This is a genomic window from Bacillus cereus group sp. MYBK101-2, assembly GCF_051918845.1.
Taxonomy (GTDB): domain Bacteria; phylum Bacillota; class Bacilli; order Bacillales; family Bacillaceae_G; genus Bacillus_A; species Bacillus_A paranthracis.
Genome location: NZ_JBQAIE010000017.1, coordinates 43,904 through 58,198 on the forward strand (window position 1 = coordinate 43,904; position 14,295 = coordinate 58,198).

Consider the following 14,295-nt stretch of genomic DNA (forward strand, 5'->3'; position numbering starts at 1 on the left):
ACTTTTATGGGCAGTTGATCCCCCACCTAACTTCTTTGCTTTCGCTGAATTTTGAGGTGGGGGTCTTACTGCCCATTAAAGCGGGATAAAAAGGGCCTCATCTCCATACAGATGAGGCTATTAAAAAGTAGTTGGTTTTTCATTCTTCATTCATATTACAAACAGAAAGTAATACAGTGAGACTTTCTAATTACACTATATAAAATTCACTATCTTTTAACCATCGAATTACATTACAGAAGACTTACATGTTTGTAAGCTATGTGTAATGTAATTCGATAGTTTCTCTCACCTACATCTCGTACAATAAAGTTAGCAAGTAAGCCAAATAAGAAGAACACTCACATAACCAAATTACATTGCTAGTAGCTACTCTTCTTATACCTTTCACTCATGCTACTACAATGTACCCCCTTCCCCTTTATATATTAAAAAAAGCCTTAGTCCATATGGAATAAGGCTTTTTTTGCATACACCAAAATACCCCTACCTAGTATTTTTATTTTCGACAAAAAATAGGTGGGGGTATAATTCGCTATCTCATCGCTAAAAGTTTACTCTTTGCATTAATAGGAATATTTATCGCTTCAATTTCTTCAATTGCCTCGCCGTAACGTCCTTTTGCATACACCTTTAATGTTTCATCTCTCTTTAACATATGCTTAACAGTCTTCTTTATTTTTTGTTCTCTTCCACGTTCGTCAAATGCAATAAATTCATATTCATACCACTCATCACCAATATGCTGACCAATTGTATTCACAACCGTATAGTATTCTTTCGTCTTATAAAGCGGATTATATTTATCGATAACCGGTCCAAGTTTCGTAGGTAGTAACATTATTACTATGACTATCATCGCTATTATAGTAGTGATCATTTTTTTCTTCATAATAAACATTCCTCCTCTGCAGGATATATATACATCCATTTTAAAAAGAAGGAATACAATCTACTATTGAATCTCATTACATTACACTTACACTTTTGTAAGAATTAAAAAAAGGTGAACGAATTTACTCGTTCACCTTTTAACTCGCTTTAAAGCCTCCACCAAGTACATCACGTACATCATGGATAACGACGAAAGCATCATCATCTACTCGGCTAATAACTTGCTTTAACTTAACAAGCTCTTGTTTATTAATAACAACATATAAAACTTCTTTATTTTTACCAGTATATCCGCCGCGCCCTTCTAATACAGTAACGCCGCGTGTCATGTTTTTCGTAATAGCCTCACGTATTAACTCTGGTTGATTTGAAATAATTGTAACAGCCGTTTTTGTGTCCATTCCTTCTACAATGAAATCAATTACTTTCGCTCCGATGAATACTGCAACAAGTGTGTACATCGCTTTTTCTTGCCCTATTATAAATACGGAACCAGCAATTACAACGATGTCAATAATAAGTACACCTTTACCAACGCTCCAACCTAAATATTGATTTGCTAACCGGGCTAAAATTGCCGATCCCCCTGATGTACCTCCAGCTTTGAACATACAGCCTAATCCGATACCGACAAATACACCAGCAAATAGTGCCGCTAATAACGTATCACTATTTACATGATACTCAATATGTTCTGTAACATATAAAAACAAGGATGTTTCTACAATCCCTAAAATTGTATAAACCATCGTTTTCTTATCAAAAAATTTATAACCAACAGCTAGTAAAATTGCATTTATAGCAAAGTTCACAATCCCAGGCGACCAATCAAATAAATAGTACGTAACAACCGTTAAACCAATAATTCCACCCTCTGATAGACGATTTGGAATTGCAAAGTAATTAATACCAATTGCGAATAATAATGAACCAATTGTAATTAGTGTTATTTCCTTTATACGTTGATTAACCATAGTTCATACCCTCCCCCATTTGACATTGTATCACTATCTCCTAGAGGTTTAGAAGTTGTTTTTATTCAGCATTTTTCCTCATAAAGACCAGGATATTATGTTTAAACAGAGGGGTGATTAATTATTCACATTTGCTCTAACTATACGGACAAATCGCTCCACATTCCCCTTCTGAATATACTTAGCTCGGATGGTTTCATGATTACAAATAAATTCGAAATACGGGCGAAAAACTATGCTATCTATATGCAAATATGAGTACTCTTTACATGTTGAAGGATAGTATGGAAACTTCCCGTAAAAGAGGAGACGTCTAGTAGTAGCCGCAAAAATCCCATGTTGATACGATAGCGTAAAATCATCCTTCTCAAATATCCCTACTACAAAAGCGAAAACCTGTTCATCACCTTCTATATACTTTTTCACGCTCAATAAAAGCTCATTCATGCACATCATCCCTCCAAATACTATTCTTGAAAAGAATCCATGGATTGTTACAAACCGGTTTAACCCCTTTATAAAGTATGAAACGCGTTTCCTGTCAAAGGTATTTCAAAAAAATAATCCGTTATGCACTTATACACATAACGGATTAAAACTACACTGTAGATCGCTCCACAAGTTCATATGGAATTTCCACCTTTTCTTGTTTAGAACTTTCATCATTTGTTTGCCGATAAAACATTTCAAAGGCTTTTTTACCTATTTCCTTTAAATTTTGATCAATAGTTGTAAGTTGTAACACTTGCGAGATAGGTTGATTATCCAAGCCAATAATCGCTAAATCCTTAGGAACTTGAAAACCTAATTTTTCAGCTTCTGTCATAACCCCAATCGCAACTTCATCTCCCGCTACTATTAATGCTTCAGGAAGATGCTGCATCTCCTTTAATTTATGAGCCACTCTCACACCATCTTCTAACGTAAAACATTCTGTGAAAATCCATTCTTCATTCACTTCTTCATCTATAGATTGCAATTGACGCTTATACACATCAAAACGCTTTTGACTACTCGGTCCTAGCTTTCTCCCCGTACAATAACCAATTTTTTTATAACCTTTTTCAATAAGGTGATCCATTCCTAGCTGGAAAGCTGCCGAATGATTTGTATATACACTTGATATATTCGAAATATCATTATCTTCACAAGCAATGATTGTGCCGTAAGAAGCATACGGTTCAATCGTTTCCCAATCATTCGCACGTGAACAAATAATAAGACCATCCAATTGTTTCGTTTTTAACATATGTAAACTTTTCATTTCTTCTTTTTTATTATAATTTGTTTGGCAAAGTAGCACCCTGTAGTTATGAGTTAACGCTCCCTCCATCATTCCCCCTACCATTGCATCGAAGCTCGGGTGATTAATGTAAGGGAGAATCACACCAACAATATTCGTCTTTCCTTTTGATAAATGAACAGCATTTGCGTTTTGTGAGTAATTCAACTTCTCAACTATCTCTATAACCGCTTTCCTTTTTTCTTCACTTACATACGGATGATCATTCAATACTCTCGAAACAGTTGTAACTGAAACTCCCGCCATCTTTGCAATATCTTTAATATTAGCCATACACTCACCTCTACTTTTAACTTAATAAATTTTATGAACATATGTCAAACCTTCTCATCATTACATCTTCATTCGTTTTTCTTACAAAAGTGTAATTTTCCTGTAAGCTAATTCGATAGTTACCCCCTTCTTTTTTTCATACAATTAAGTCAGAAACAGGACAACAATTATTCGAAAAGGAGCGGATTTATATGATGAACAAAATGAAATCAAACAATTTTTTAAATACAATGGGCATGGTATTTTCCGCTCTAATCGATGCTAAAGCTGTTGCTTCTACATTAAACAAGTAAGGAGAATGTATGATGAATAACATCACTTTCAACAAATTAGATTTCTTAGGACTAGCTAGTGGCTCGATTCTTCTTACTGCTTTTATTTACGCCGCTACGCTTGTATAACTTTGTGTCCCCTTTCCCCTTTATTTATAAATAGTAATAGAAAAGACGACCGTCTATGCCCGGTCGTCTTTTCTTACTTTTGATTTGATTGCAAAGCTTCCTTTAGCTCCTCAAACCTCTCATTTAATTGATCTGTCATCATTTTCATAGCTATTTTTCGATCTATTTGTTCTTCAGCATCAATTTGAATTGGGTCTCCAAAAATTAATTGCGCTCTTTTTCCTTTTATTAATTCTTTTACACTTGAGGGACCAATATAAGCTGCCGGTATTAATGGAACGTTAGAACGCATCGCAATTGTCACAGCACCAGCTTTTAACGAAACGTCTTCTGTCGATCTCGTTCCACTCGGGAAAATCCCTACCACTTTTCCTTCTTTTAATAAGCGTGATGGAATTTTAAGTGTACTCGGTCCTGGATTTGCACGATCTACAGGGAATGCATTTACATTTTTAAAGAACCAATTTTTGAATTTCCCTTCAAATAATTCTTTTTTGGCCATGTAATGAATCTCTGTTGGGTACATCCCTGTAGCTAACATTAATACATCCATAAAACTTGTATGTGTACAAGCAACAACATACGGACCACCTTCTGGTAGCTTTTCTCTTCCTTGCACTTCTACTTTCCCAGCTGTTTTAAATATATATTTCAACAAAAATGTAATTGGTTTATACATTGGTTTCGTTCCTTTCTGAACATCCGAAGTATAGTCATTTTCTTACCTTAATTATAACACTAAGTTATAGGAGTTGGTAATAAAAATGAGTATTAATTGTTAATTTTCAATTCTTACAAAAGTGTAATTTTCTTGTAAGCTAATTCGATAGTTACTTCTTGCGATATTTCATACAATTAAGTCAGAAACAGGGCAACCATTATTCGAAAAGGAGCGGATCAATATGATGAACAAGCTGAAAACGAACAATCTTTTAAATACAATGGGCATGGTATTTTCCGCTCTTATCGATGCAAAAGCTGTTGCTTCTACATTAAATAAGTAAGGAGAATGCATCATGAATAACATCACTTTTAACAAATTAGATTTTTTAGGATTAGCTAGCGGCTCCCTTCTTCTTACTGCTTTTATTTACGCTGCTACGCTTGTATAACTTTGTGTCCCCTTTCCCCTTTATATAGAAGAAGACGACCGTCTATGCCCGGTCGTCTTTTTACATGTTTCTTTCTTTTAACTCTTTTAAAAGCTGTATCATTTCAGCTTGTTGTTTTATCTTCTTACGACCATTTCGATTAATTGCTGCAAGCTCACAAGCAACTCCAACGGCGAAGAAAAACAATAAACTTTCTAACATATGAAATCCTCCAATTGCCTATTAAACAGCTTGACGTAATTGCTCTTCTTGTAACATCTTCTTATTTATATTTTCTTCTTTTCTCTGACAAACATTATTGCGAATAAGCGCTGCAATAACAAATAAAGTCCCTACAATATCAAACATCGTGATTTGATATCCTTGCATCATCATAATTATTAAAGTCGTAATAGGCACACAGTTAATAAACAAAATCCCATTAATCGATGATAAAATCTTCACACCGTAATTCCAAGCAAGTAATGCTACAATTCCCGGTAATGTCATCATAAATAACAAATCATATTTCACGACAGAAATCGTTCCCATACTCGGAACTGAAACATATCCAAGCGACGTAATAAGTACCGTTATAATTCCTGTAACGGTCGTACCGAATACACACGTCAACGTAGAGTAACGTAATGTCGACCAATCGCTACACGTTTGACCACCCATCGTATAAATAACCCAACCTACAACTCCAACAAATATACATGCTAGTGAAAACATGTTATCTTTCAATGTTAAAAAGAAACTCATGTCGCCCTTTGTAATAACAAATACAGCCCCTACAAAAGCGATAATCATGCTCGTTATCATATATTTTTTCGGTTTTACATGCTTATATCCCCATAAAATACAAATAGAAATCATCGGCATAAGTGCTTCCATAATGGAAGCTACCATCACACCTGATTTTCCCATTAACATTTGACCTAAAAATACAAGTACATTATATACAGTAAACGCCATCGTTCCGAAAAAGACGAGCAGCTTTCCTCTTCCTTCTAAACGAAATGCCTGTTTTCCTTCTTTCATTAACAACAATACAATCAGCATTATCGCCACCGCTCCATAGCGAATAAGCGAAAAGTAAAATGGATCTATGTATTCTAACGCATAATCAGCAACTGGAAACATTGCTCCCCATGACATACTTGCAATTAAACACGCTAAAGCGCCTATTATCATTTGACCTTTTCTCACCGCAATCCCCCACTTCTTTCTATTTGCACAAAGAGAATTGTAAAAGAAAAAATATATCACGTAAAATGATTCAAAATGATGTTAACTATCATTTATAATGATAGTTAACATCAAGGAGGATCGTATTATGGAATTAAGAGATTTACAAATCTTCCAGAGCGTTGCCGAACAAGGTAGTGTAAGTAGTGCAGCAAAGGAATTAAATTACGTACAATCAAATGTAACAACGCGTATTAAACAACTGGAGAACGAGCTGAAAACACCGCTCTTTTATCGTCATAAACGAGGCATGACTTTAACAGCTGAAGGAAGAAAAATGCTCGTTTATGTTAATAAAATTTTGCAAGATGTTGAGGAGCTAAAACAAGTATTTTTAGATAGCGAAACACCCTCTGGCATATTAAAAATCGGTACTGTCGAAACAGTAAGTACATTACCTACCATTTTATCTTCTTACTATAAAAGCTATCCGAACGTCGATTTATCATTACAAGCAGGTCTAACAGAAGAATTAATTAGAGAAGTACTCGATCATCAACTAGATGGCGCTTTTATATCAGGGCCAATAAAACATCCCCTTATTGAACAATATGATGTTAGTACAGAGAAATTAATGCTTGTAACACAAAATAAAGCTTTTCATATAGAAGAATTTACAACAACGCCTCTACTCGTTTTTAACCAAGGTTGTGGATACCGTTCCAAACTAGAACGATGGCTGAAAGACGAAGGTTTGCTACCAAAAAGAATTATGGAATTTAATATATTAGAGACTATATTAAACAGTGTTGCACTCGGCCTTGGAATTACGCTCGTACCACAGTCTGCTGTCCACCACCTTTCTAAAGCAGGGAAAGTACATTGTCATGCAATCCCTGAAAAATACGGCAGTATTTCAACGGTTTTCATACGCCGCAAGGATAGCTATATGACAAATTCAATGCGTAGCTTTTTAAAAACAATCGAAGAGCACCACCACATTAATATGCTTTAAAAGACATTCTTACACGAATGTCTTTTTTTCTTACAAAAGTGTAAGTCTTCCGTAAGCTAATTCGATAGTTGCAGGCGATCATATTTCCTATAATTAAGATATAAAGCAGGGCAACAACAATTCGAAAAGGAGCGGATACGCATGATGAACAAAATGAAATCAAACAAATTTTTAAATACAATGGGCATGGTGCTATCCGCACTTGTCGATGCAAAAGCCGTTGCAACTACATTAAACAAATAAGGAGAGATTATAATGAACAACATTACATTTAACAAATCAGATTTCTTCGGACTTGCAAGTGGAGCGACTCTTCTTACAGCTTTCATTTACACACTTGCTCAAGGTCTTGTTTAACACTTTGTTTCCCCAAACCCCTTTATATATAGAAAAAGCTGCTTGTCTTATAGACAAGCAGCTTTTTAATTTGTCCCGCTTTAATGGGCAGTAAGACCCCCACCTCAAAATTCAGCGAAAGCAAAGAAGTTAGGTGGGGTCGGGCTGCCCATTAAAGTCCGATTGGTGAGGGCTGATAATCAGTGGGGGATGAAGCCCCCCACTGATTAAAGTTTCACTTTATTTCATATATAATTTGACCTGTTTTCGTCATATCATATCCGCCAATCGCTTTTAGTTCATTATGAAATTCTTCCGATTGCAGAATGTCTTTTACAACTTCGATCAACTCTTCATTTTCTTTATTCTTCAAAATCACTAAATCATACTGCTCTTTCATGATTGGAATAAAGTCTACATTTACAATTTGCGAAAACTTTTCTGATCCTATTCCCACATCAGCTTTCCCATTCGCGACTTGCGTAGCAACACCAAGATGATTCGATTCTTCCCATTCATATCCACTAATACGTTCTTTATTTAAATTTTGAATGCGCAATTGTTCATCGACTAACACCCTAATACCAGAACCCTTTTCTCGATTTATAAATCGTATAGATGATTGAGATAAATCAGCCCATGTTTTTATATTTTTAGGATTCCCCTTTTGCACATAAAACCCAACGTTCCTTGCTAATAAATTAATCATCGTACATGGTTGTCCTACTAAAATACGTTTTACGTAAGGAACATTATATGTACCCGTTTCGCCATCAAACAAATGCAAGCTAACGATACTTCCTTCTCCTTGATACATTTTTACTAGGCTCGTTAAACTACCTTGATATGCCCTTAATATATTTGAACTTGGCAGGCGATTTTCTATACGTTTTGCCAACATGTCTAACGTTAGTTCTTGTCCGCTAATAATACATGTATTCGAGATACTATTACTGTCATTCTTTACAGAAGTAACTTGTACGTTACCTGTTTTCATTTGCTTAATATATTGTTCTAAATCTGCTGCATCAATGCGCATCTGTCTACCAATTCTATAAGAAGGCAGTTCTCCTTTTTTAATTAAATCGTATACAGTTAATTTTGATACTTTTAATCGCTTCGCTACTTCTTCCGTTGTGTAGGAATGATGATCCATAGACGATTCCTCACTTTCTTTCTTCATTGTAACAAAGAAAAGAATATTTCTCCTATATTTTAAAAATAACTACATCGTTCAAATTATATTCAATTATAACTAGTTATATTTATTTATATTTAGTTATAATTAATTATGTAAAAACGAAAGGGGATTTTTTATGAATAAGTTTACATTACAATCCATCGGGGCACTTATCCTTTCTTTTCTTCTTATATTTAGTGTTGCATGTACAAGCGGAGAGAAGAAAGAGAAATCAACCGCTAAAGAAGGAAAAACAGTTGAACTTACTATATCAGCAGCTGCAAGCTTACAAGATGCGCTAAAAGAAATTGAAACAAAATATAAAGAAAAAGAACCTAATATTAAACTTTCTTTTAACTTCGGCGCTTCTGGTGCACTTCAACAACAAATCGAACAAGGTGCACCTGCTGATTTATTCTTCTCAGCAGCCGAAGATAAATTCCAAACTCTCGTTAAAAAAGGATTCATTAATGAAAAAGAGGGGAAAAATCTCCTTGGAAACGAACTCGTTCTAGTCGTCCCAAAAGATAGTTCTCTTACAAAAATTCAAGATTTAAAAGATGAAAAAATAAAAAAAATCGCACTTGGTACACCTGAATCTGTACCTGCGGGAAAATACGCAAAAGCTTCTCTCACACATGAAAATCTTTGGAATGACGTTCAAAATAAAGTCGTATTTACAAAAGATGTTCGCCAAGTGTTAACATATGTAGAAACAGGTAATGTTGATGCTGGTATTGTATACAAAACAGATGCTCTTATTTCAAACAAAGTAAAAATTGGTGAGACAGCAGCAGATACTTCTCATGAGCCAATTCACTATCCTTTAGGTGTTATAAAAGAATCTAAGCACAAGAAAGAGGCGACCTCGTTTTATGAGTATTTGCAGTCAAAAGATGCACAATCTATCTTTAAAAAATACGGATTTACAGTCCTATCATAATTGCCATGAGCTTTGATACTATTTTATCACCAATCTTTCTATCTTTACGAGTAGCTGCATGTGCCACCATTATCGTTACCATTTTAGGAACGATAATCGGACGAGCGCTAGCACGCTCCTCATGGAGATATAAAGTAATATTAGAAACTATTTTCTTGTTACCAATGGTACTTCCGCCAACTGTAATCGGCTTTTTTCTCATTATCATTTTTGGAAATAACAGTCCTATTGGAACGTGGATAGAATCAATATTTCAGCAATCTATTATGTTCACATCTACTGCTGCTATCATTGCTTCTACAGTTGTTGCATTTCCGCTTATGTACCAATCAGCAAAAACAGGATTTTCTATCGCGAATGTACAAATTGAAGAAAGTGCTCGTGATCTTGGTGCAAGTGAATATCAAGTTTTTCTGCACGTCACACTTCCGCTTGCATTTCCTGCCTTACTAAGCGGAATGATTTTGAGCTTTGTTCGTGCGCTCGGTGAGTTTGGTGCTACACTCATGTTTGCTGGGAACATTCCTGGTAAAACACAGACTATCCCAACAGCCATTTACATGGCGATTGATGCAAGTAATATGCAGCTCGCCTGGACACTAGTAGTTATCACGATTAGTATGTCCCTCCTATTTTTGCTATGTATTCAGCTTATTAATAAAAGAATTACTAACTCGTAAAGCAGCTTTTTTTAAAGCTGCTTTTTTATTTCTTAGGAAATAAAAATATACCGCCGGGAAATAACTGAATTTTACCTTTTATTTAAATATACATTCTATTTGAATTTACTTTCTAAAATAGGCAATTTCCTGTTATTATATGGAGGTGTTTCAAAAATTGAAGAAATGAAAACGCATTTATATCGTGAATTCTTCATCCTGTTTTAGCGATCGGTAATCTTCTACTCTATTAGTGGGGCATTACCGATCGTTAGAACGATATGTAATTATATTGGTATAGCAAAACGAAGGGAGTCTTGTAATGGACATTTTATTAGCGCTTCTTCCTGCAATTGCATGGGGAAACATCTTATTAGTAAGCGTAAAAATGGGCGGTGGTGCATATAGCCAAACGGTAGGTATGACAATCGGTGCTCTATTCTTCGCAACAATTATGTATGTATTTACTCAACCCGCTTTAACAATGACAATCTTGATTGTTGGTTTTATTTCAGGTTTATTCTGGGCTTTAGGACAAGTAAACCAATTAAAAACAGTTGAAAAGTTAGGTGTTTCTACTACTGTAACGATTTCTACTGGTATGCAGCTTGTTGCAACTTCTATCTTTGGGGTTATCGCTTTCCGCGAGTGGACTACTACTACAACGATCATTCTGGGAACGATTGCAATCCTATTAATCGTAGTTGGTGTTGTATTCACATCATTAGATGATAAAGAAAATGCTCAGCCACCAGGACAATTGAAAAAAGGACTTCTTACTTTAATTGTTTCTACTTTCGGCTATCTTGTATATGTAATTATTATTCGTTGGTATAACATCGATGGTTGGTCTGCTATTTTACCACAAGCAGTTGGTATGTTTGTTGGGGCGGTTGTACTGACATCTAAACATAAACCATTTAACAAATATGCAATCCGTAATGCTTTATCTGGTTTACTATGGGGAACTGGAAACTTATTCTTACTTCTTTCACTACCACGTGTCGGAGTAGCAACAAGCTTCCCATTATCTCAAACTGGAATCGTTATCTCAACATTTGGTGCGATTGTCTTCTTAGGCGAAAAGAAAACGAAACGTCAATTGATCTTTATTGCACTAGGTAGTGTTTTAATTATCGGTGGCGCTGTATTACTTGGTATGACAAAAGCATAAATTTATAATCTATTAGTAAACCCCTGAGGCACATATGCTTCAGGGGTTTTTTAATTCTAATTATTTTCTAGATATAATTATTTTTATGTTTTTGGCCCTTATAATTATTCTTCCACTCTAGCAAACCCGCTACACATATAAAGAGATTAATAACAGCTAATATTAACATAACATATAACCCAGTGGAGATATAAATTGAAATACTAACTACATTATATAAAATCCATAAATGCCAGTTTTCTAGGATTTTTCGACTTAGCATAAATTGAGCTACTAATCCTAGTACAGCATTTAAAGCGTCTAAATATGGACTTGTTGATTCTAAGTAATGGACTTGATAATATCCCCAACCAATCCATGCAACTAAAATAAAGATTATATAAAAAATCCAACCTTGCAAATCTAAACGCACTGTTGCTTTTACCTCTTCCTCCCCACTACGTGCAATCCAATGATACCAACCATATACATTAAATATAAATTGAAAACCTGCCAATACTGCCATTGCATATAAACCTTGTGTAATAAAAATATACAGAAATACCGCAACGGTAATCATACCGAATAAAAAGTTGGATACTTTTTCTCTTGCTAATAGCCAAACATTAATAATCCCCATAACCGATGCAAAGATTTCAATATAGCTCGATTGAATATACAATCCAACCAATACGCAAATGATACTAGAAACAACTAAAAATAGCGGACTTCTAATCATGATCATCTCTCCCCAGATGTATAATAAATTCCCTATCACCAGTATAAGTAATAGACTTTACATTTACCATGAATTTCCTACTTTTCATTATCCATTCCACCTACGGGAAGTCTTTTCTTTTTACAAAATTCTCTTAAAAATGTTATCGTTTTTTATAACATATCTCCACTAGAAAGGAATAGAGGATATGCTAACTAAACATCGAATTCTATTTATTGGTGCTGGTCGTATGGCAGAAGCTATATTTTCCGGATTACTTAAAACAAGCAAAGAATACATCGAAGAGATTATCGTTTCTAACCGAAGTAACGTAGAAAAGCTAGATCAATTACGAGCGCGATATAATGTGTCTACTACAACAGATTGGAAGCAACATGTTACATCTGTTGATACGATTGTTTTAGCAATGCCGCCTTCTGCACACGAAGAATTATTAGCAGAGTTATCTCCGTTACTATCGAATCAACTTGTCGTAACGGTAGCTGCCGGCATCGGCCCATCTTATTTAGAAGAAAGACTTCCTAAAGGAACGCCTGTTGCTTGGATTATGCCAAATACAGCTGCTGAAATTGGTAAGTCTATCTCCTTATACACGATGGGACAATTCGTAAACGAGACTGATCAAGAAACCCTGCAATTGCTTTTAGGGGGCATTGGTACTTCGCAACTTTGTACCGAGGAAGAAGTTCATCAACTTACTGCAGTTACTGGAAGTGCACCAGCCTTCCTTTATTACTTTGCTGAAAGTTTAATTGAAGCAACAAAAAGTTATGGAGTCGATGAAGCAACCGCAAAACACCTTGTCATTCAAATGATTTCTGGCTCTGCTTCTATGCTTGAACAAACACAAGATCCAGCTAACCTCCGTGAACAAGTAACAACGCCAGGTGGTTCCACAGCTGAAGGTCTCAAAGCTTTATATGAATATAATTTTTCAGAGGCAATTCAAAAAGCAGTAGAAGCGACAAACAAAAAAGCTAGGGGGAAATAATATGAGTTTAACAAGTTTAAAAGACTATACAACATTACATAACGGTGTAAAAATGCCTTGGTTCGGCTTAGGTGTTTTTAAAGTAGAAGATGGTTCAGAAGTAATTGAGTCTGTGAAAGCAGCAATTAAAAATGGCTACCGCAGTATAGATACTGCAGCAATTTATCAAAATGAAGAAGGCGTTGGCCAAGCAATCCGTGAATCAGGTGTTTCACGTGAAGAATTATTTATTACATCAAAAGTATGGAATAGCGATCAAGGGTATGAAACAACACTTCAAGCATTTGAAACTACATTAGAAAAATTAGGACTAGAGTATTTAGATTTATATTTAGTACATTGGCCTGTAAAAGGGAAATATACTGAATCATGGAAAGCGTTAGAAAAACTTTATAAAGACGGACGTGTTCGTGCAATTGGCGTGAGTAATTTCCATATTCACCACTTACAAGACGTATTTGAAATTGCTGAAATTAAGCCAATGGTCAATCAAGTGGAATACCACCCACGTCTAGCACAAGAAGAGTTGCACGCTTTCTGTAAAGAACATAATATCCAGCTTGAAGCTTGGTCACCGTTAATGCAAGGACAACTACTAGATAATCCAACGTTGCAAGAAATTGCGACAAAATATAATAAATCAACTGCGCAAATTATTTTACGCTGGGATTTACAAAACGAAGTTGTAACAATTCCTAAATCAATTAAAGAACATCGTATTATTGAAAATGCAAACATCTTCGACTTTGAATTAAGTGCTGATGATATGAAAGCAATTCAAGCTTTAAATGAAGATCGTCGCGTTGGTCCAGATCCAGATAACTTTAACTTCTAATAGAAAAACCACTGCCATATGCAGTGGTTTTTCATTAAAGAAAACTGAAAATTTAAACTATATTTCATTCAGTTGACACTTCATCATCCAAGGTGTAAGATTTTGAATTATCAAAGAAACACAAAAATTAATAAAGTTTATTCGTTTACTCATTGTATCAAGAGAGGTGGAGGGACTGGCCCTTTGAAACCTCGGCAGCAGGTTCATTTTTGAATACTGTGCCACTTCCTGCAAGCTTTATAGCTTGAAAGATAGAATGAGGGACTTCGTTTATATACGGGTGCATAACTTGTACGTAAAAATCCCTCTTTCTCAAT

At 35.1% G+C, this 14,295-nt stretch carries 18 protein-coding genes and 1 riboswitch; of the genes, 9 read left to right on the forward strand and 9 right to left on the reverse strand.

The annotated features are described in order from the left end of the window. Nucleotides 1–535 precede the first annotated feature (535 nt). From ACTFSI_RS23735 to ACTFSI_RS23750, 4 genes are all read right to left on the reverse strand, one after another. Entirely contained in the window at nucleotides 536–892 is a 357-nt protein-coding gene (locus ACTFSI_RS23735; RefSeq protein WP_098669217.1) for a YxeA family protein, read from the reverse strand. 139 nt (nucleotides 893–1,031) lie between these two features. Then, nucleotides 1,032–1,868: a YitT family protein gene (locus ACTFSI_RS23740; RefSeq protein ID WP_000248047.1), complete on the reverse strand. Its 837-nt coding sequence runs from the start codon at nucleotides 1,866–1,868 to the stop codon at nucleotides 1,032–1,034. Between the two features lie 117 nt (nucleotides 1,869–1,985). Then, nucleotides 1,986–2,315 (reverse strand): PH domain-containing protein, encoded by a 330-nt coding sequence (locus ACTFSI_RS23745; protein ID WP_138322559.1) that lies wholly within the window; start codon nucleotides 2,313–2,315, stop codon nucleotides 1,986–1,988. Nucleotides 2,316–2,466: 151 nt separating this feature from the next. Beyond that, the gene (locus ACTFSI_RS23750; protein WP_001273916.1) at nucleotides 2,467–3,444 is read right to left on the reverse strand and encodes a LacI family DNA-binding transcriptional regulator; all 978 of its coding nucleotides are present in this window, start codon (nucleotides 3,442–3,444) and stop codon (nucleotides 2,467–2,469) included. Between the two features lie 305 nt (nucleotides 3,445–3,749). Here ACTFSI_RS23750 and ACTFSI_RS23755 point away from each other — a divergent pair, with 305 nt between their 5' ends. Further along, the gene (locus tag ACTFSI_RS23755; RefSeq protein ID WP_001059999.1) at nucleotides 3,750–3,845 is read left to right on the forward strand and encodes a DUF3948 family protein; all 96 of its coding nucleotides are present in this window, start codon (nucleotides 3,750–3,752) and stop codon (nucleotides 3,843–3,845) included. Nucleotides 3,846–3,918: 73 nt separating this feature from the next. Here the strand turns inward: ACTFSI_RS23755 and ACTFSI_RS23760 are convergent, their stop codons facing one another. Next, a complete protein-coding gene (locus tag ACTFSI_RS23760; RefSeq protein ID WP_000277771.1) occupies nucleotides 3,919–4,524 on the reverse strand; it encodes a lysophospholipid acyltransferase family protein in 606 nt (201 codons plus the stop codon). Between the two features lie 337 nt (nucleotides 4,525–4,861). Between ACTFSI_RS23760 and ACTFSI_RS23765 the strand changes: the two genes are divergently transcribed. Then, nucleotides 4,862–4,957 carry a DUF3948 family protein gene (locus ACTFSI_RS23765; RefSeq protein WP_001060007.1) on the forward strand — a complete coding sequence of 32 codons (96 nt, stop codon included), beginning with the start codon at nucleotides 4,862–4,864 and terminating at the stop codon, nucleotides 4,955–4,957. Between the two features lie 60 nt (nucleotides 4,958–5,017). Here ACTFSI_RS23765 and ACTFSI_RS23770 read toward each other — a convergent pair whose 3' ends face one another. Continuing rightward, complete coding sequence (locus tag ACTFSI_RS23770) at nucleotides 5,018–5,158, reverse strand: YrzO family protein (protein ID WP_000894070.1); 141 nt, start codon at nucleotides 5,156–5,158, stop codon at nucleotides 5,018–5,020. A gap of 21 nt (nucleotides 5,159–5,179) precedes the next feature. Continuing rightward, nucleotides 5,180–6,148, reverse strand: coding sequence for a DMT family transporter (locus tag ACTFSI_RS23775; RefSeq protein WP_138322560.1), 969 nt, complete (start codon nucleotides 6,146–6,148; stop codon nucleotides 5,180–5,182). 127 nt (nucleotides 6,149–6,275) lie between these two features. On the opposite strand from ACTFSI_RS23775, the gene ACTFSI_RS23780 reads away from it, so the two are divergent. Together ACTFSI_RS23780 and ACTFSI_RS23785 are read left to right on the forward strand one after the other, a co-directional pair. After that, nucleotides 6,276–7,142, forward strand: a complete 867-nt coding sequence (locus tag ACTFSI_RS23780) for a LysR family transcriptional regulator (protein WP_000423069.1) — start codon at nucleotides 6,276–6,278, stop codon at nucleotides 7,140–7,142. Between the two features lie 255 nt (nucleotides 7,143–7,397). Then, nucleotides 7,398–7,499, forward strand: coding sequence for a DUF3948 family protein (locus tag ACTFSI_RS23785; RefSeq protein ID WP_001060013.1), 102 nt, complete (start codon nucleotides 7,398–7,400; stop codon nucleotides 7,497–7,499). Nucleotides 7,500–7,713: 214 nt separating this feature from the next. On the opposite strand, the gene ACTFSI_RS23790 is transcribed toward ACTFSI_RS23785, so the two are convergent. Further along, the gene (locus ACTFSI_RS23790) at nucleotides 7,714–8,661 is read right to left on the reverse strand and encodes a helix-turn-helix transcriptional regulator (protein WP_138322561.1); all 948 of its coding nucleotides are present in this window, start codon (nucleotides 8,659–8,661) and stop codon (nucleotides 7,714–7,716) included. A gap of 133 nt (nucleotides 8,662–8,794) precedes the next feature. Here ACTFSI_RS23790 and modA point away from each other — a divergent pair, with 133 nt between their 5' ends. The 3 genes from modA (at nucleotide 8,795) to ACTFSI_RS23805 (ending at nucleotide 11,434) form a co-directional block, all read left to right on the forward strand. Further along, complete coding sequence (gene modA, locus ACTFSI_RS23795) at nucleotides 8,795–9,601, forward strand: molybdate ABC transporter substrate-binding protein (RefSeq protein ID WP_001032218.1); 807 nt, start codon at nucleotides 8,795–8,797, stop codon at nucleotides 9,599–9,601. Nucleotides 9,602–9,606: 5 nt separating this feature from the next. Next, the gene (gene modB, locus ACTFSI_RS23800) at nucleotides 9,607–10,281 is read left to right on the forward strand and encodes a molybdate ABC transporter permease subunit (protein ID WP_001996525.1); all 675 of its coding nucleotides are present in this window, start codon (nucleotides 9,607–9,609) and stop codon (nucleotides 10,279–10,281) included. 301 nt (nucleotides 10,282–10,582) lie between these two features. Further along, nucleotides 10,583–11,434 (forward strand): GRP family sugar transporter, encoded by an 852-nt coding sequence (locus tag ACTFSI_RS23805; RefSeq protein ID WP_000353544.1) that lies wholly within the window; start codon nucleotides 10,583–10,585, stop codon nucleotides 11,432–11,434. Between the two features lie 67 nt (nucleotides 11,435–11,501). Here ACTFSI_RS23805 and pnuC read toward each other — a convergent pair whose 3' ends face one another. Beyond that, entirely contained in the window at nucleotides 11,502–12,152 is a 651-nt protein-coding gene (gene pnuC, locus ACTFSI_RS23810; RefSeq protein ID WP_000621370.1) for a nicotinamide riboside transporter PnuC, read from the reverse strand. 187 nt (nucleotides 12,153–12,339) lie between these two features. Between pnuC and proC the strand changes: the two genes are divergently transcribed. Beyond that, on the forward strand, nucleotides 12,340–13,143 hold the full coding sequence (gene proC / locus ACTFSI_RS23815) for a pyrroline-5-carboxylate reductase (RefSeq protein WP_000956262.1): 804 nt from the start codon (nucleotides 12,340–12,342) through the stop codon (nucleotides 13,141–13,143). Nucleotide 13,144: 1 nt separating this feature from the next. Beyond that, complete coding sequence (locus ACTFSI_RS23820; RefSeq protein ID WP_000060176.1) at nucleotides 13,145–13,978, forward strand: aldo/keto reductase; 834 nt, start codon at nucleotides 13,145–13,147, stop codon at nucleotides 13,976–13,978. Nucleotides 13,979–14,129: 151 nt separating this feature from the next. Then, a riboswitch (SAM riboswitch) is annotated at nucleotides 14,130–14,236 on the forward strand. Nucleotides 14,237–14,295: the final 59 nt, after the last annotated feature.